Here is a 16,842-nt window from a genome sequence, read left to right on the forward strand (position 1 = left end):
AGGGCGCGGCCGGGTCCACCCGAGGCGGCCGGCACCCCACCCGGTGCCGGCCGCCTCGGCCGTTCCGCCCCCAGTTCCGGCCCGGGAGGACCGCCGTGTCAGACACCACCACGAACGCCCCGACCGTCCCGCTCCACCGCAATCCCGACTACCGGCGCCTGTGGCTCGCCCACGCGCTGTCCGCGTTCGGCTCGCAGGCGACCTACCTCGCGCTCCCGCTGGTCCTGCTGGCCGCGACGCACTCGATCACCGACTTCGGCGTGGTGACCTTCGCCGAGATCGTCTCCTCGCTGTTCGCCAGTTTCCCCGCCGGCGTGCTGGTCGACCGGCTGCGCCGCCGCACCGTGCTGCTGGTCTGCGACCTGGGCCGGGCCGCGACGGTCGGGCTGTTCGCGGTGGCGGTGCTCGCCGGGCAGGTGAGCCTGCCGTTCGCGGTGGCCGTCGCGGTGGTCAACAGCGTGCTGAGCGCCCCGTTCGGGCCGGCCGCCTCGGCCGCGCTGCGGCACGTGGTGCCGCGTTCGCAGCTGACCACGGCGGTCTCGCTGGCGCAGGCCCGCTCGGCCGTCGCCACCCTGGGCGGCCCGCTGCTGGGCGCCGCGCTGTACGCCGTCACGCCGGTGCTGCCGTTCCTGGTCGACGCGGCCTCGTTCGCCGCCTCGGCGCTCTGCGTGCTCTCGGTCCGGCTGCCGAAGGAGGCCCCGAAGGACCCGAAGGCCGCAGGCGGTTCCGGGAAGCCCGCGCGCAAGCCGTTCGTGAAGGACCTGACGACCGGTCTGGTCGAGGTGCGGCGCAGCCCGTTCCTGCGGTACACGCTGGTCAACGGGGCGCTGGTGAACTTCGTGTTCAGCGGCATCGTGGTGGTGCTGGTCGCGCAGGGGGCCGAGGCGGCGTCCGGCGGCAGCTACCACAACGGCCTGATCATCGCCATGTCCGGCGCGGGCAACCTGGTCGGCGCGCTGTTCTCGGCCCGGGCCGGCCGCACCTTGGCGCCCCGGACGCTGGTGCTGGCGGTGTGCTGGAGCACCGCGCTGCTGACGCCGTTCCTGGCGTTGGGCGGCGGCACCCTGCTGCCGGCGGTGCTGATCGGCCTGTGCAGCCTGGCCACCCCGGCCGCGAACGCGGTGATCTCGGCGGCCCGGCTGCACTCGGTGCCCGACCACCTGCTCGGCCGGGTGCAGACCGCGTGCGGCATCGCCCCGGCGCTGTTCGTGCCGTTCGGCCCGCTGGCCAGCGGCGTCCTGCTGGACCACTTCGCCGCGTCCACCGTGCTGCTACTGAACGCGGGTGTCCTGCTGCTGCTCGCCGGGTACAGCACGTTCAGCGGCGGCCTGCGCCGCATCCCAGACCTGCGCGAGCGGGCCGCCGAAGCCACCGAAGCACCCGCACCCGCCGCCCCGCGCCAGGCGCGGGCGAAGCCGGTAGGAGCCTGACGGGGCGCGGCGCGGTACCGGGCGCGGCTGCCTGCGGGCTGCGCCCGGTGGGGCATCAATGGCCGGAGGCGAGGCGGACGGCGGAGAGCGGGACGAAGCCGCCGGTGCCGCCGCCGGTGTCCGGCTCGCCGAGGCGGCGGAGCATGGCGACGGCGATCCGCTGGGACCGGTCCTTGGCGCGTTCGGTGACGGGGCCGGCGTGGCGGCCGTCGAGGGTGGCGCGCCAGAGTTGGACCCAGCGGCCGAAGTGGGCGGCGGTGAGCGGGGCGACGGCGTGCAGGGCGGCGTGCGGGGCGAGCGCGTTGCCGCGGTACGCGGCGGTGCGCAGCAGGGCGCTCTCCCAGAAGTCGGTGATCCGGGGCAGGTGGGCCTCCAGGTCGAGGCGGGCGATCCCGGTGAAGAACGGGCCGATCAGCGGGTCGGCGAAGGCGGCGCGGTAGAAGCGGCGCAGGACGCGTTCCAGGTCGTCCCGGGTGGTGAGGTCGGGCAGTGCCCCGGTGTCCACGGCGTCGGTCCTCCCTGCTGGTGCGCGTCCCGTCAGGGTACGTCCCGGTGGCCGGGCCGGGGAGGGCCGTTGGTCCCGTTCGGGGCGCTCACCTGGCAGGATGCTGGGTATGAGCTTCCTCGCCGCGGACGACCGCTACGCCTCGATGACCTTCCGCCGCGCCGGGCGCAGCGGCGTGCAGCTGCCCGCCGTCTCGCTCGGCCTGTGGCACAACTTCGGTGACACCCAGCCGCTGGAGGTGCAGCGCGCGGTGCTGCGCCGGGCCTTCGACCGGGGGGTGACGCACTTCGACCTGGCGAACAACTACGGTCCGCCGTACGGCAGCGCGGAGCGCAACTTCGGGTACCTGTTCGCGCAGGACTTCCGCCCGTACCGGGACGAGCTGTTCATCGCCTCGAAGGCGGGCTGGGACATGTGGCCGGGCCCGTACGGGGACGGCGGCAGCCGCAAGTACCTGCTGGCGAGCCTGGACCAGTCGCTGGGGCGGATGGGCCTGGACTACGTGGACGTCTTCTACTCGCACCGGTGGGACCCGACGACTCCGCTGGAGGAGACGATGGGCGCGCTGGACACGGCGGTGCGCTCGGGCCGGGCACTGTACGCGGCGATCTCCAACTACCCGGCGGAGCAGCACCGGGAGGCGGTGGCGATCCTGCGCGAGCTGGGCACGCCGTGCCTGCTGAACCAGGCCAGCTACTCGATCCTGAACCGGGAGCCGGAGCAGGGCCTGCTGGACGCGGTGGGCGAGACGCAGACCGCGCTGATCGCCTACTCGCCGCTGGCGCAGGGCCTGCTGACGGACCGTTACCTGTCGGGTGACGTGCCGGCCGGGTCGCGGATGTCGGTGGGCCACTTCCTGAAGGAGGAGGCGCTGACGGGGACGAAGCTGGAGCAGCTGCGCGGGCTGGCGAAGGTCGCGGAGGGCCGCGGGCAGAGCCTGGCGCAGCTGGCGCTGTCCTGGGTGCTGCGGGACGAGCGGGTGGTGTCGGTGATCATCGGCGCGTCGAGCGTGCGGCAGCTGGACCAGAACCTGGACGCGCTGGCGGCCGGTCCGCTGACCGCCGAGGAGCTGGCGGAGATCGACCGGCTGAGCAGGTAGGCCCTTCCCGTCCCGAACGGGCGGGCGGGCGAACGGGCTGGCGGCCGGGGAGAGTTCGGCCGCCCGCCCGTCCGTTCCGGGGGTGCCCCGGGCTCAGGGGCGCCCCGGGCTCAGGGGTGCAGCTTCGGCAGGACGGTCTCGGCGACCCGGTACGCCTCCTCCAGCAGCGGGTTGCCGGACAGGATGAAGGTGTCGACGCCCAACTCCTGGAACTCCCGGAGCCGTTCGACCACCTGGTCGGTGGAGCCGACCACGGCGGTGCCGGGGCCGGGCCGGAACAGGCTCATGCCGGGCCACAGGTTGGGGTGGCTCTCCAACTCCCGGGCCCGGGCCGGGACGCGGCCGCCGTGCTGGCGGAACTGCCGCTGCCAGCCGACGCCGTCCTCCTCGGCCCGGCCGCCGAGCTGGCGGGCGTAAGTGGCCTGGCTGGTGACGTCGAGCAGCCGGTCGGCGGCGGCCCAGGCCTGTTCCTCGGTGTCGCGGACGATCAGGTGCAGGCGCAGGCCCAGCCGCAGGGTGCGGCCGTGCGCGGCGGCGCGTTCGCGGACGCGTTCCAGCTTCTCCTTGAGCAGGTGCGGGGGTTCGCCCCAGGTGAGGTAGACGTCGACGTGTTCGGCGGCCATCTCGATGCCGGGGGCGGAGGAGCCGCCGAACCAGAGCGGGATGTGGCCCTCGCGCAGCGGCGGCAGGTCGCGCAGTGAGGCGCCGGCGTTCTTCAGCCGGTAGAACTCGCCTTCGTGGTCGAAGACTTCGCCGCTGGTGAGGCGCTTGACCAGGCTCCAGTACTCGGCGGAGAGCCGGTAGCGGTCGTCGTGCTCGACGTGCAGGCCGTACTCGCGCAGTTGGTTGGTGGAGCCGTTGACCACGTTGAAGCGGAGCCGGCCGGGGCCGTGCAGGTGCTCGAAGGAGAGCGCCATCTTGGCCAGCAGGGTGGGCGAGACCAGGCCGGGGTGGACGGCCAGCAGCGGCTGGAAGCCGGGGCCGGTGGCGGCGGCCAGCGCGGAGCCGAGCGCCCACACGTCGTACTGGTCGGTGGCGAGCAGCGCGCCGGTGTAGCCGAGCCGTTCGACGGTGGCGGCGAGGTGCTGGAGGTAGCCGAGGTCGACGGGGCGGCGGCCCTCGGGCTCCCACGGGTAGTGGCCCTCGCGGGGGATCAGGTACCAGAGGACTTCGGTGGCCATGGTGCTCAGACCTCCCGGACGGCGGTGGCGCGGGAGACGGCGGCGGCGACCGGCTGCTCCAGCTCGGGCAGGTGGATGTCGGCGACGGTGACGGCGCGGTCGATGAAGCCGACCCGGTGGAAGATGTCCGCGGCCTCCTGCTGCTCGGCGACGAACTCGGCGGTGGCTGGCTCCAGTTGCCAGGGCAGGGCGGCCAGCGCGGTGTGCCAGTCGGCGGCCTCGCCGCCCTGGTCCGCGGCGGCGATGGCGGCGGCCTCGGCCGGGTGGGCGGCGGCCCAGTGGTCGGCGCGCTGGAGGGCGGTGACGATGGCGGCGACGATCTCGGGGCGCTGGACGGCGAGTTCGCGGCGGGCGAAGAACACCGAGCGGTCGGTGATGACGTCGCCGGTGCGGACCAGTTCGCGGAAGCCCCCGGTGCGGCGGGCGGCGGCGAGTTCGGCGCCCTGGGCGATCCAGCCGGCGATCCGGCCGTCGGCCAGCCGCTCGGCCTCGTCCCCGGCGGGGCGCTCGGCGGTGATGTCGTCGCGGTACGAAAGCCCGTGCTGGTCGAGGGCCTTGGCGAGCAGGTGGGTCTGCCAGGAGCCGATTCCGAGCACCACGGTGCCGCCCTTGAGGTCGGCGACCGAGTGCACCGGCCCGTCGGCGGCGACCAGCAGCGCGCCGTGGTCGGGGCGGGGCGCGGAGACGGCGGTGTAGACGATGTCGTGTCCGGCGGCCTGCGCGGTGATCGGCGGGGTGGAGCCGGTGCCGCCGAAGTCGATGGTGCCGTCGGCGAGGTAGGGGCCGGTCCTGGTGCCGTCGGTGTAGTGGTGGAACTCGGCGGTCTCGCCGAGCGGCGCCAACTCCTGCTGCAGGTAGTCGAGTCGGGCCAGGTGGTAGAGGGACGGGTTGGAGCGGTGGACGCCGACGGTGATGGTCATGGCGGTCTCTTTCCTTGGGCGGGAGGTCAGTTGACGTGCTGCGGTGCGGTGTCCTGGTGCACGCCGAGGTCGGCGAGCAGGCGGCGGCGGAGCGCCGCGAATACGGGGTCGGCCGGGTCGCGGGGGTGGTCGACGGCCACCGTCTCGTCCCGGACGAGCGCGCCGTCGCGCAGCACGGCCACCCGGTCGGCGAGCCGGATCGCCTCGTCCACGTCGTGGGTGACCAGCAGGACGGCGGGCCGGTGCTTGCGGCACAGTTCGCCGACCAGGTCCTGCATGCGCAGCCGGGTGAGCGCGTCCAGGGCGGCGAACGGTTCGTCCAGCAGCAGGAGTTCGGGCTCCCGGACCAGGGCGCGGGCCAGGGCGGCACGCTGGGCCTCGCCGCCGGAGAGGGTGCCGGGCCAGGCGTCGGCGTGGTCGGCGAGCCCGACCTCGGCCAGCGCCCGGCGGCCGGTCTCCCTGGTGGCGGCGCCGCGCGGCAGGCCGACGGTGACGTTGCCGAGGACGCGCTTGGACGGGATCAGCCGGGGCTCCTGGAACACCACGGTGCGCGCGGGCGGGACCAGGACGGTGCCCCCGTCGGGCCGGTCCAGGGCGCCCAGGATGCGCAGCAGGGTGGTTTTGCCGGTGCCGGAGGCGCCGAGCAGGGCGAGGAACTCGCCGCGGGCGATGTCCAGGTCGATGCCGTCCAGGACGGCCCGGGTGCCGAACACCCGGCGCAGGCGGCGCAGATGGACGGCGGGGGTGGTGCCGACGGGGGTGCTCATCGTCCGGCCACCTGCCGTCCGCCGACCGGCCGCCAGGGCATCAGGACGCGTTCCAGGACGCGGACCGCGCCGTCGGCGGCCAGGCCGAGCAGGCCGTAGATCAGGATGCAGACGGCGAGCACGTCGGTGCGGGAGAAGTTCTGTGCCTGGGCCATCAGGTAGCCGATCCCCTCGGTGGAGTTGATCTCCTCGGCGGCGATCAGCGCGATCACGCTGAGCGTCATCGACAGCCGCAGCCCGGAGAGCAGCGCGGGCAGTGCGCCGGGCAGCACCACCTCGCGGACGACGGCCCAGCGGGAGAGGCCGAAGCTGCGCATCGCCTCGACCAGCTTGCGGTCGGTGTTGCGGACGCCGCCGGACGCGGAGACGTACATCGGGAAGGAGGTGGCGACGCCGATCAGCGCGATCTTCGCGGTCTCGGTGATGCCGAACCACACCATGAACAGCGGTACCAGCGCCAGGAACGGGACGGTGCGCAGTACTTGGACGGCCGAGTCGAGCAGTTCCTCGCCGAGCCGGAAGAAGCCGGTGACCACGCCGAGCACCAGCCCGATGCCCGCCCCGAACAGCAGGCCGAGGGCGGCCCGGGTCAGCGAGGTGGACAGCGCGTCCGCGAGCTGCCCGTTGTCCCACAACTCCCCCACCGCCTGGACCACTTGACCGGGCGAGGCGAGCACGTCGGGGGTGAGCGCCCCGGTCGCGGAGGAGATCTCCCAGGCGGCGAGCAGGGCCAGCGGGCCGAGGGCGCGCAGGCCGAGCGAGACCCCGCGCGGCCGGACGGCGGCGGCGCGGGCCCGGGGGACGACCAGCCCGGCGGCCCGGGCCGCCTCGGTGTCCGGTGTTCCCACCGCTCCCAGTTCCACTGTCCCGGCTGTCACTTCGCGCTCCCGGCGAGCGAGTTGACGTCGATCAGGTACGGCTTGACGTCGACCAGCGACTTCGTGACGCCCTGGTCGGCGTAGAACTTGGCGACCACGGCGAACCGGGCGGCGTCGGCATCGGTGATCGGCGAGTCGACGGCGCGCTGCTTGCCGAAGTCGACGGCGATCTCCTTCTCGGCGGGGGTGACGGCGGTCGGACCGGCGTCGGTGAAGACGTTGAGGTAGGCGGCGGGGTCGGCCTTCTCCTTGGCGCCGTTCTCGTGCAGGTAGCCGTAGAACGCCTGGACCACCTCGGGGTGCTGCTCGGCGAACTTCGAACGCACCGCCCACACCGCGTAGTTGTCGCTGCCGACGGCCTTGCCGTTGGCCAGGAAGTGGGCGTTGGCGTTGGCGATGGTGGGGATCGAGAAGGTGCCCCAGGTCGCCCAGGCGTCGACCTGGCCGGAGTTGAAGACGCCGGAGGTCTGGTCGGCCCGCAGGTAGACCCGCTCGACCTGGTTGACCGGGATGCCGTTCTTCTCCAGCGCCTTGAGCAGCAGGTACTCGGAGGTGCCGCCCTGCGAGACGGCGACCTTCTTGCCGACCAGGTCCTTGATCTCCTTGATCGGCGAGTCGTTCTTCACCAGGATGCCTTCGCCGGCCTCGTCGGGCGCGGTCTGCGCGAACAGCTTGAAGCCGGGCTTCTGGGCCAGCGCGGCGACGGCCGAGGTGATCGAGCCCTGGGCGACGTCGAGTTGGTCGGCGTTCAGGGCCTGCGCGGCGGGGGCGAACGGTCCGGCGCTGCCGGTCCACACCACCTTGGCGTGCGCGGCGGCCAGCGCCTTGTCCAGCGAGCCGTCCTTCTTGCCCTTGGCGAGGAAGCCGGAGTTCCCGGGGTCGGGGACTCTGAGCACCACCTCGGCGCCGCCCTTTCCGTCGGCGGAGGCCGAGGCGTCCTTCGCGGACGAGCCGCAGGCGGTGAGGGCGAGCGCGGCGACGGCGGTCAGGGCGGTGGCGGCGAGCAGGGTGCGGCGGCGGGCGGTGGTGGCGGGCATGGGGTTCTCCAACAGGGCTGCGTCAGAAAGGGGAGGTCGGAAGGGAGGCAGGAGCAGGAGCCGGGAGGGCAGGAGCAGGAGCAGGGGCCGGGGCCGGGGGCGGGGGCGGGGTCAGGACCAGGGGCCGGGGGCCGGGGGCCGGGGCTCAGGAACGGGCGGCGAGCAGGGCCCGGGCGGCGGCCAGCGGGGCGGGGTCGGCCCAGGTGTGGACGTCGACCCGGTCGGCGAGGAAACCGTGGGCGTGCAGGAACTCCTCCTGCCGGGCGAGCAGTTCGAGGCGTTCGGCGGACAGGTCCGGGTGCAGGGTGCGATGGCTGCCCACCGCGTAGGCGCCCGCGACGCCCTCCGGTCCGGCACCGGTCTCGGCACCGAGGATCCGGGCCACGTCCGCGGGCCGCTCGGCGGCCCAGTCGGCGGCGCGCAGCAGCACGGCCAGGAAGCGCACCACCAACTCGGGCTGCTCGTCCAGCAGCTGCTGGTGGACGGTGATCGGGCGCGGGGTGCCGTTGTTGACCCGGTGGCGGCGGTCCGGCAGGGCGTCCAACTCGACGGCGGGGACGGCCCCGTGGCGGCGGGCGGCCTCCACGGCGAGCGCGCCCTTCACGTACACGGCGTCCACCCGGCCCTCGGCCAGCGCGGCCAGCTCGGCCTCCCACTGGCCGCCGCCGGGCGCGACCTCGACGTCCACCCACTCGACGTCCGCCGGGGCGAGGCCGGCGGCGGCCAGCGCGCCGTGGTGCCCGGCCAGCGCCATCGCCCGCCAGAAGTCGATCGCGATCGGGTGCCGGGGCACCGCGAGGCGGCGGCCGCGCAGCCGCTCGGCGGAGTCGATGCCGCTGCCCTCCCGGACGAGCACCGCCTGCCGCTCCTCGATCCAGGTCAGTCCGAGCAGCCTGGTCCGCTCGCCGCGCGAACGCGCCCACAGCGCCGGGACGTTGCCACCCTCGCGGAACAGCCCGGTCAGCGCGTGGGTGTAGTGGTGGTCGGCGGCGACCTCCGGCGGGACGTCCTGCAGCGAGCGCACCGCGATGCCGTCCGGCGCGAACTCCTCGGCCAGCCAGCCCCGGTCGGCGGCGATGCCGGTGGCGGTCGGCACGGGGCAGCGGGTGAACCACAGCGTGTCGGGGTGCGGGGGCGCGGCGGCGGGCGTGCTCATGGCGGGGCTCCGGGAATCGGCAGGAGGCGCGCGGGCCCTGCCACATGGTGGGAGGGCCGCGCGGCGGGAAGGGGGGCGCGGAGGTGGTCAGCGACAACAGGAGGGGCGGCACCGGTACGTCTTCACGGTGGACTCCCTCCTGTTCGAACCGGCTGATGCAGCGAGCGTTCCACGCCGCCGGGAGCGGAATCAAGCCTTGCCAGATGATGGGATCACCTGTTCACGGGCGGCCGGACAGCCGCAACACCGCCGTCACACCGCCGCAGTGATCACTCCCATATCCTGGTAACGAAAGTGACGAAGCGTCGACCGAGCGCTACCGCAGCCGTGTCCGAGCCGGAAACCCGGGCCCGGCCCCCGATCTGGAGAAGGTGCGATGCCCGCCAGCCCCGGTACCGTCCCCACCCCACCGGCCGGCGCGCAGGCGGTCCACCGGGCGCTCGGCCTGCTGCACTGCTTCCACGACAACGGGCCCGACCTCAGCGCCTCCGAACTCGCCCGCCGCACCAGCCTGTCCGTCTCCACCGCGCACCGCCTGGCCCGCACCCTGGTCGCCACCGGGTTCCTCGACCAGGACGAGCGCACCGCCCGCTACCGGCTCGGCCCGGCCGTCGCCGAACTCGGCCAACTCACCTTCCACCAGCGCGGACTGCACCTCGCCGCCCCCGAACTCGACCGACTCGCCCGACGCACCGGCGCGGTCGCCGACCTCGCCATCCGCTCCGGCCCGCACGCGGTCGTCCTGGTCGGCGGCTCCGTCCGCCCCTCCACCGGCCTCGGTCTGCGCCGACCGCTGCACTCCACCGCGCTCGGCAAGGTGCTGCTGGCCTGGCCCTCCCCCACCGAGACGCCGCTGCGCGGGCCGCTGCCCGCCTTCACCGACCGCACCCTCACCGACCCGGCCGCCCTGGACGCCGACCTCGACCGCACCCGCGAACGCGGCTACGCCCTCAACGACGGCGAATCCGCCCCCGGTGTCCGCACCCTGGCCGTCCCCGTCCTCGACCGCACCCCCACCGCCCGCTTCGCCCTGGCCGTCCGCTCCACCCCGGAGCACCTCACCCCCGAGGCCCTCCCGCGCGCCCTCGCCCACGCCCGCACCTGCGCGGCCGCCCTGGCGGTCCTCCTGCTCCCGCCCGCCGAACGCTGAGCCCGCAGCAGGTCGAGCATGCCGAACGCCGGCCCCGCCGAACGCCGAGCCCACAGCACGCCGGGCCCGCCGAGCCCGGCGGCCCGGTCCCGTTCACGGGCGGGACAGCAGGCGGGCCAGGTGGTGGTCGAGGAGAGCGGCGGCCGCCTCGGGCGAGCGGTGGCCCAGGGCGACGTCCACGCCGAGGGCGGTGGCGAGGGACCAGCAGGTGTCCGCGTCGAGACGGGTGGCCGCGGGGTCGTCGGGCCCCGGCCGGACGGCGGCGATCAACTCGGCGGTGAAGGAAAGGAGTTCACCGTCGACGGGAGCCAGCACCCGGGCCGCTTCCGGGTCGGCGACCGCCCGCCCGGCCACGGCCAGCGAGAACCGGGCCAGCCGCCGCCCCTCCTCGTCGGGGGTGACCAGGGCGTGCAGGCAGGCCCGCAGCACGGTCTCCGGATCGGCCTCGCCGGCCTGCCCGGCCGCCCCGGCCGCGACGATCGCGCGCTCGACGGTCGCGTGCACGGCCCGGACCGCCCGGTCGAGGGCGTCCCTGAGCAGGTCCCCCATCGAGGCGTAGTAGTGCTGCACCTGCCCCATCGAGACACCCGCCTCGTCGGCCACCGCGCGCAGCGTCACGCGGTCGAGGCCGCCTCGGGCGGCGAGCGCCCAGACGGCCTCGACCAAGCGCCTCCTGCGCTGCTCGTGGTCCACGATCTTCGGCACGGCGCCTCCCGTCCTCCTCGCCCCGCGCACCCGCCGCGCAGGGCGTTGCCCGTCGGGGGCCAGTTTATTACCATGCAAGTGCATGGTAAAAACCCCGGAGGCCCGATCGGGGAGCAGGAGAAGACAGGAGGCAGTGAAGTGAAGTACACCGTCCTTCAGGTACTGGGCGTGGCCCTGCTCGTGCTCGGGGCGCAGGGGGCGATCCGCCGACTCGTCCACCACGAGGACGCCGGCCTGCTCGGCTGGCTGCCGGGTGGCTTCGCGGTCGGCCTGACCGCCCACCTGCTCGCCGCCGCGGCGGGCGCCTGCCTGGCCGGCTGGGCCCACCGGGCGGCGAAGGACAGCGACTCCCGGGACTGATGCCCCGTCAGTGCTACGCGGCCGGCGCGTACTTGTAGCCGACCCGGCGGACCGTCACGATCGAGTCGCGGTAGGCCGCGCCGAGCTTGCGGCGCAGCCGCGCCACGTGGACGTCCACGGTGCGGCCGTCGCCGACGTGGCCGTAGCCCCAGACGGTGTGCACCAGCTGGTCGCGGGTGTGCACCCGGTGCGGGTGCCCGGTGAGGTGGGCGAGGAGCTCGAACTCCAGGTAGGTGAGGTCGAGCAGCACGCCGTCGACGTACGCGTTGCGGCGGTCCAGGTCGACCGAGATGCCGCTGTCGGCGGGGCGGGTGAACGGCCGCGGCTGGGCGGCGGGCGCGGGCACCGGGGCGGGCGCGGCGGTCTCGGCGGGCACCAGCACCAGGTAGCCGACCAGCGGCGAGTCGGCGGCGCCGAGCTGCGCCAGCAGGCCCTGCGGGAGGACGGACTGCGGCAGCGCGGCGACCACGGCGGCGCCGTCCTGCAACCCGGCGAGCAGACTCTCCGGGGCGGGTGCGGCGGCGGCCAGCGGGGCGGGGGCGACGGCGCGCGGAACGGCGGCGGTCCGGCGGTGCTCGGTGGCGGCGGCGTACGGGAGGTTCGGGAGGGCGCGGACCGCGCGCAGGTGCGGGGTGGAGGTCGCGGTGGCGGTGGCAGTGGCGGCGTACGACATGTCGAAGGCTCTTTTCGCGCGTGACGGGCGGGGGTGTTCTCGTCTGCGCTTCCGGCGCACGGGACTGACGGTCGGTCAGGCTCCGGGACGGGAGGCGCGGGTCGCGCGCCGACAGATCCGGTCGAAGTGGTGGGCCTGGCGCGAGGGCCAGAAGGGTTCGAGGAGTTCGAGGAAGGTGCGTGGGTGCACGGCGGCTCTCCGGAGCGCGACGGGAGGGTCGACGTAGGTCGACGGGGGCACGCGGAACCGCCACCGGCCGTCGGGGACGGCCGGGCCGGCGGTGTGTCAGCGACAGCAGGCGCTGAAGATCAGCCCGTGGTCGATGTACCGGCGGACGGTCAGCACCGTCAGCGCGGGGAGGGCGGCGACGCGGACGTCAGCGGTCATGGTGCGGCCCCTCCCCGGAGTGTGTGATCGGGCCCGCGACGAACGGCGGGCGCGGGTACGAGACTTCCACGCCCGGTGCCCGGAAGGCAACCCACTGCAGCCAATCATCCGCACAGCGGGACAGAAAACGTCCACCATCCGGACGGCACCGCCCCGACCTGCGGCGATGCCGACGCGTCCTACAGCCGGATTCCGGCCCGCTCGGCCGCGTGACCGACCAGCCGGATCAGCAGCTCCTTGCCGTCCTCGCGCCGCCGCGCGTCGCACAGCAGCACCGGCACCCCGGCGGGCAGGTCGAGCGCGGCCCGGACGTCCTCGGGGGCGTAGACCTCGGTGCCCTCGAAGCAGTTGACGGCGACCACGAACGGGATGCCGCGCTGCTCGAAGTAGTCGACGGAGGGGAAGGAGTCGGCGAGCCGGCGGGTGTCGGCGAGCACCACGGCGCCGAGGGTGCCGCGGGCCAGCTCGTCCCAGACGAACCAGAACCGGTCCTGGCCGGGGGTGCCGAACAGGTAGAGGGCGAGGCCGGGACGCAGGTCGATCCGGCCGAAGTCCATGGCGACGGTGGTGGTGCGCTTGGTCTCGACGCCGGCCGTGTCGTCCACCGGGCGGCCGCGCTCGCTGAGCGTCTCCTCGGTGCGCAGCGGGCGGATCTCGCTGACCGCGCCGACCAGCGTGGTCTTGCCCGCGCCGAACCCGCCGGCGATCAGGATCTTGACCGCGCCGGTGCCCCACGGGGCCTTGCGCGCGAAGGAGTTGTCGGGAAGGGCGGCCGGGGGTGCGTCAGAGTGCACGGAGTCCATTGATCACGTCTCGCAGCAGGCGCTCGTCCGGTTGCCGGGCGAGCTGGAACGGGCGGGTGACGCTGACCAGTTCGGCGTCGTGGAGATCGCCGAGCAGGACCCGCACCACGCTGACCGGCAGGTCGGTGTAGGACCCGAGTTCGGCGACGCTGAGCGGTTCGTCGCGGCACAGGTCGAGGATCGCGTGGTGCTCGGGGTCGAGCGCGAGGTCGGCGGGGGCGCCGCCGGGGCCGGCGGCCGGCCCGGCGGCGGTGACCAGCGAGATCAGGTCGAACAGCCCGTCGTCGACCGGGCGGGCGCGGCCCCTGGTCATCGAGAACAGCCGGACCACCGGTCCGGCCTCGTCGTCGAACCAGCGGTCGTCCACCGGGGTGCGGGGCACGAACAGGTCGACCGACGGTCCGTCGGCCGGCCGGTCGGCACCGTCCGCACCGGACGGGCCGTCCGGGGCCTCGGTGACCCCGGACGGCGCGGTCGGCTCGGCCTCGGTCGGCTCGGGCTCGCTCATCGGTCGGTCATCTCCCGGGCGTGGTATCGGTCCTCGGCTCGGCGGCCAGGTGCTCGCCGACGCGCTTGACCAACAGTGCCATCTCGTAGGCGATCTGGCCCACATCGGACTCGGCGTCGCTGAGCACGGCCAGGCAGCTGCCGTCGCCGGCGGCGGTGATGAACAGGAAGGCCTCGTCCAGCTCGACCATGGTCTGCCGGACCCCGCCGACCCGGAAGTGCCGGCCGGCGCCCTTGGCGAGGCTGTGGAAGCCCGCGGCGACCGCGGCCAGGTGCTCGGCGTCCTCGCGGGCCAGCCCGGCGGAGACGCCGGTGGCCAGGCCGTCGCTGGACAGGATCACCGCATGCCGAAGGGTCGCCACCCGGCCGACCAGGTCGTTGAGGAGCCAGTCGAGGTCCCCGGACGGCGGTGTTGTTGCGGTCATGATTCGGTTCCTTCTGCTGAGGGCGGTGCGGGCGGTGCGTCCGGCGTCGAGTCTGCCGGGGGGACGGGCCGGTCGGGAACCGACCGGTCGGAAACGGAACGGCCGGGAACGGGGCGGTCGGCAACGGGGCGGTCGGCAACGGGACCGCCGGGTTCGGCCGGCCGCCGGGGCAGCGCCCGGACCAGGCCGGGCCGGACGGGTGCGGCCGGCAGCGCGGGCGGCACCGGCGCGGAGGGCAGCGCGACCCGCAGCCGGGGCGGGAACGGCCCGCCGGGGGGCGGGAGTCCGGGCCCGGTCCGGTCGGCGGCGGGGCCGTCGGGCCCGTCGGCTCCGGCGTCGCCGGGCTCGGAGCGGACCACGGTGAGCGAGGCGGGCTGCAGCCGGTCGCCGCGGCCGCGGGCGAAGCCGCGCTGGAAGGAGGCGAAGGCGGAGCGGGCCTCCTCGGGGTCGCGCTCGCGCGGCGCCTCGGGGGTCTCGGCGGCGGCCTCCGCCCGCAGCTGGGGTGCCAGGTTGGCCTGCCGGACCCGGCGCGGCAGCAGCCCGCCGGCCACCGGCCCGGCCGGGTCGACCGGTGTCAACGGGGGCCTGTCGGCGGTCGGTTGCGCCGTCCCGGCAGTGTCCGGGGCGTGCCCGGCCGCCTCCTCGGCGCGCCGGTGGCGCCCGGTGCCCGAGGACGCCGCGGCCTCGGCGGCCTGCGCGGCGGCCTGGGCGGAGCGGCGGCGGGGCAGCCCGCCGGGGGTGCTGGCGGGGTCGGCGGGGGCCGGGCGGGGGCCGCCGAGCGGCTTGGCGGCGGCCGGTGCGGGCGCGGCGTGCGCGCCGCCGGTGCGGCCGGCCCCGACCTGGCCGGCGGTCCGCCGGGGGCCGTCCACCACGGCGGGGCGGGGGGCGTCGGGGCGCGGGATCTCGGTGCGCCGGGCCTCGGGGCGGGGGCCGTCGGGGGCCATCTCGACGGCCTCGGCGAGCAGTTCGCGCGGGATCAGCACCACGGCGGAGGTGCCGCCGTACGGGGAGGGTCGCAGGTGGACCCGGATGCCGTGCCGGCGGGCCAGCCGGGAGACCACGAACAGGCCCAGCCGGTCGGTGTCGGCGAGGTCGAACTCCTGCTCCACGGCGAGGCGCTGGTTGATGTCGGCGAGGTGCTGCTCGCTCAGGCCGAGGCCGCGGTCGTCGATCTCCAGGCAGAAGCCGTGCGCGACCACCTCGCCCTGGACGGTGATCTGGGTCTGCGGCGGGGAGAACACCGTGGCGTTCTCGACCAGTTCGGCGATCAGGTGGGTGACGTCGGCGACGGCGCTGCCGAGCAGGCCGGTGCCGGGGAAGGGCCGGACGATGACCCGGGCGTAGTCCTCGACCTCGCCGACGGCGGCGCGCACCACGTCGACCATCCGGACCGGCTTGCGCCAGGCCCGGCCGGGCGAGCCGCCGGAGAGGATGATCAGGCCCTCGGCGTGGCGGCGCATGCGGGTGGTGAGGTGGTCGAGCCGGAACAGGTCCTCCAGCTCGCGCGGGTCCTCGGTGCGGCGCTCCATGGTGTCGAGCAGGGTGAGCTGGCGGTGCAGCAGCACCTGGGAGCGGCGGGCCAGGTTGACGAAGACCGCGGAGACGCCGCGGCGCAGTTCGGCCTGTTCGACGGCGGCCTCGACGGCGACCCGTTGGACTTCGTTGAAGGCCCGGCCGACCTGGCCGATCTCGCCGCTGCCGAGGTCGAGTTGGGGCACTTCGGCGACCACGTCGACGGCCTCGCCGCGGCGCAGCCGGAGCATCACGGAGGGCAGCCGGGTGGTGGAGAGGTCGGTGGCGGTGTTGCGCAGGCCGACGAGTTCGCGGACCAGGCGGCGGCCGGTGCGGTAGGAGATGACGATCGAGACGACCACCGCGAGCAGGCCGATCAGACCGGCGATGCCGCCGCGCAGCAGGGAGTTGACGGCGTAGGCGCGGGCCTGGTCGCCGATCTTGCCGGCGAGCCGGCCGTTGATCGAGTCGAGGTCGGCGAGCACCCGGTCGGCGGTGTCGGACCAGGGGTCGACGGGGCCGCCGCGGATTTCGGCGGCCCGGTCGGAGGCCTTGTCGAACCCGCTCTCGGCGGTGCTGAGTTCGCTCCAGGTGGGGCCGGTGCGCAGGTCGTTGTAGTCGTTCTGGTCCTGCGGGTCGAGCTCGGCGATGTAGACCCGGAACAGCGTCTGCTGGGCGTCCATGGCGTCGAGGGCGACCTGCTGCTTGCGCGGGTCGGCGGCGGTGGCCTGCGGGCCGGCCCGCAGGGCGCGCATCGCGGCGGTCTCCTGGGAGAGGTACTCGGCGGCGCGGGTGAGCTCGATCAGGATGGTGCCCTGGCGGGGCAGGTTGCCGGTCTGGTTGGCGATGAAGGAGGAGCGGAACGCGAAGACCGGCGAGATCAGGTCGCTGTAGTCCTTGAGCGCGCCGTCCCAGCTCTCGCGCTGCTGGCCGATCCGGTTGCGGACGGCGGTCAGCTCGTCGGCGGCGGCCACCATGGCGTGGAAGCGGCCGCGCTGGTTGGCGTCGAGCTTGTGGGCGTCGCCGGAGGTGCCGAGGTAGCGCAGCAGTTGCAGGTGGCGGTCGGTGGCGGCCTGGGCCTTGGCGTAGTCGGCGACGTGGTTCTGGTCGGTGGGCGCGGCCAGGCGCAGGACGGCGGCGGTCCGTTCGGCCTGGAGGTCGGACGCGTAGTCGTCGGCGGGGCTGCCGAAGGCCTGGTAGGTGGCGCTGAGGTCGAGCTGCTTCCACACGTCGCCGGTGGTGACGAGCGTCGCGTACACCCACAGACCGCTGAGCGCCAGGATGGGCACCAGGAGCAGCGCGATGATCCTCGCGCGGATCGAGCTGCGGCGCAGGCGCATGGGGGTC

At 74.9% G+C, this 16,842-nt stretch carries 17 protein-coding genes; 4 read left to right on the forward strand and 13 right to left on the reverse strand.

What is annotated here, in order from left to right; translation table 11 throughout:
• Window positions 1-95 precede the first annotated feature (95 nt).
• Entirely contained in the window at window positions 96-1,430 is a 1,335-nt protein-coding gene (locus tag ACIOHG_RS00945; protein ID WP_400943762.1) for an MFS transporter, read from the forward strand.
• Between the two features lie 55 nt (window positions 1,431-1,485).
• Here ACIOHG_RS00945 and ACIOHG_RS00950 read toward each other — a convergent pair whose 3' ends face one another.
• Window positions 1,486-1,935: a group III truncated hemoglobin gene (locus tag ACIOHG_RS00950; protein WP_400943765.1), complete on the reverse strand. Its 450-nt coding sequence runs from the start codon at window positions 1,933-1,935 to the stop codon at window positions 1,486-1,488.
• A gap of 109 nt (window positions 1,936-2,044) precedes the next feature.
• Here ACIOHG_RS00950 and ACIOHG_RS00955 point away from each other — a divergent pair, with 109 nt between their 5' ends.
• Window positions 2,045-3,034, forward strand: coding sequence for an aldo/keto reductase (locus ACIOHG_RS00955; protein ID WP_400943767.1), 990 nt, complete (start codon window positions 2,045-2,047; stop codon window positions 3,032-3,034).
• A gap of 110 nt (window positions 3,035-3,144) precedes the next feature.
• Here ACIOHG_RS00955 and ACIOHG_RS00960 read toward each other — a convergent pair whose 3' ends face one another.
• The 6 genes from ACIOHG_RS00960 to ACIOHG_RS00985 form a co-directional block, all read right to left on the reverse strand.
• Entirely contained in the window at window positions 3,145-4,215 is a 1,071-nt protein-coding gene (locus tag ACIOHG_RS00960; RefSeq protein WP_400943770.1) for an LLM class flavin-dependent oxidoreductase, read from the reverse strand.
• A 5-nt stretch (window positions 4,216-4,220) separates the two neighbouring features.
• Window positions 4,221-5,135, reverse strand: coding sequence for an ABC transporter substrate-binding protein (locus ACIOHG_RS00965; RefSeq protein ID WP_400943773.1), 915 nt, complete (start codon window positions 5,133-5,135; stop codon window positions 4,221-4,223).
• A gap of 26 nt (window positions 5,136-5,161) precedes the next feature.
• Window positions 5,162-5,902, reverse strand: a complete 741-nt coding sequence (locus ACIOHG_RS00970) for an ABC transporter ATP-binding protein (RefSeq protein ID WP_400943776.1) — start codon at window positions 5,900-5,902, stop codon at window positions 5,162-5,164.
• Window positions 5,899-6,759: an ABC transporter permease gene (locus ACIOHG_RS00975; protein WP_400944815.1), complete on the reverse strand. Its 861-nt coding sequence runs from the start codon at window positions 6,757-6,759 to the stop codon at window positions 5,899-5,901. Before ACIOHG_RS00975 ends, ACIOHG_RS00970 begins: the two co-directional genes overlap by 4 nt.
• 17 nt (window positions 6,760-6,776) lie before the next feature.
• On the reverse strand, window positions 6,777-7,817 hold the full coding sequence (locus ACIOHG_RS00980; protein ID WP_400943778.1) for an NrtA/SsuA/CpmA family ABC transporter substrate-binding protein: 1,041 nt from the start codon (window positions 7,815-7,817) through the stop codon (window positions 6,777-6,779).
• A gap of 145 nt (window positions 7,818-7,962) precedes the next feature.
• Entirely contained in the window at window positions 7,963-8,973 is a 1,011-nt protein-coding gene (locus ACIOHG_RS00985; protein ID WP_400943781.1) for an ABC transporter substrate-binding protein, read from the reverse strand.
• A gap of 376 nt (window positions 8,974-9,349) precedes the next feature.
• On the opposite strand from ACIOHG_RS00985, the gene ACIOHG_RS00990 reads away from it, so the two are divergent.
• Window positions 9,350-10,123 carry an IclR family transcriptional regulator gene (locus tag ACIOHG_RS00990; protein ID WP_400943784.1) on the forward strand — a complete coding sequence of 258 codons (774 nt, stop codon included), beginning with the start codon at window positions 9,350-9,352 and terminating at the stop codon, window positions 10,121-10,123.
• A 93-nt stretch (window positions 10,124-10,216) separates the two neighbouring features.
• On the opposite strand, the gene ACIOHG_RS00995 is transcribed toward ACIOHG_RS00990, so the two are convergent.
• The gene (locus ACIOHG_RS00995; protein ID WP_400943786.1) at window positions 10,217-10,828 is read right to left on the reverse strand and encodes a TetR/AcrR family transcriptional regulator; all 612 of its coding nucleotides are present in this window, start codon (window positions 10,826-10,828) and stop codon (window positions 10,217-10,219) included.
• Between the two features lie 138 nt (window positions 10,829-10,966).
• Between ACIOHG_RS00995 and ACIOHG_RS01000 the strand changes: the two genes are divergently transcribed.
• Window positions 10,967-11,188, forward strand: coding sequence for a hypothetical protein (locus ACIOHG_RS01000; protein WP_400943788.1), 222 nt, complete (start codon window positions 10,967-10,969; stop codon window positions 11,186-11,188).
• A 13-nt stretch (window positions 11,189-11,201) separates the two neighbouring features.
• Here the strand turns inward: ACIOHG_RS01000 and ACIOHG_RS01005 are convergent, their stop codons facing one another.
• The 5 genes from ACIOHG_RS01005 to ACIOHG_RS01025 all read right to left on the reverse strand — a co-directional run bounded on the left by ACIOHG_RS01005 (window position 11,202) and on the right by ACIOHG_RS01025 (window position 16,835).
• Complete coding sequence (locus tag ACIOHG_RS01005) at window positions 11,202-11,861, reverse strand: winged helix-turn-helix domain-containing protein (protein ID WP_400943791.1); 660 nt, start codon at window positions 11,859-11,861, stop codon at window positions 11,202-11,204.
• Between the two features lie 566 nt (window positions 11,862-12,427).
• Window positions 12,428-13,051, reverse strand: coding sequence for a GTP-binding protein (locus tag ACIOHG_RS01010; RefSeq protein WP_400943793.1), 624 nt, complete (start codon window positions 13,049-13,051; stop codon window positions 12,428-12,430).
• Entirely contained in the window at window positions 13,032-13,559 is a 528-nt protein-coding gene (locus ACIOHG_RS01015; RefSeq protein WP_400943795.1) for a DUF742 domain-containing protein, read from the reverse strand. The genes ACIOHG_RS01010 and ACIOHG_RS01015 overlap by 20 nt, the downstream gene beginning before the upstream one ends.
• A gap of 7 nt (window positions 13,560-13,566) precedes the next feature.
• Window positions 13,567-13,983 carry a roadblock/LC7 domain-containing protein gene (locus tag ACIOHG_RS01020; protein WP_400943798.1) on the reverse strand — a complete coding sequence of 139 codons (417 nt, stop codon included), beginning with the start codon at window positions 13,981-13,983 and terminating at the stop codon, window positions 13,567-13,569.
• Complete coding sequence (locus tag ACIOHG_RS01025; RefSeq protein ID WP_400943801.1) at window positions 13,980-16,835, reverse strand: nitrate- and nitrite sensing domain-containing protein; 2,856 nt, start codon at window positions 16,833-16,835, stop codon at window positions 13,980-13,982. Before ACIOHG_RS01025 ends, ACIOHG_RS01020 begins: the two co-directional genes overlap by 4 nt.
• Window positions 16,836-16,842 lie beyond the last annotated feature (7 nt).

It is taken from the genome of Kitasatospora sp. NPDC088134, assembly GCF_044741705.1.
Lineage (GTDB): Bacteria > Actinomycetota > Actinomycetes > Streptomycetales > Streptomycetaceae > Kitasatospora.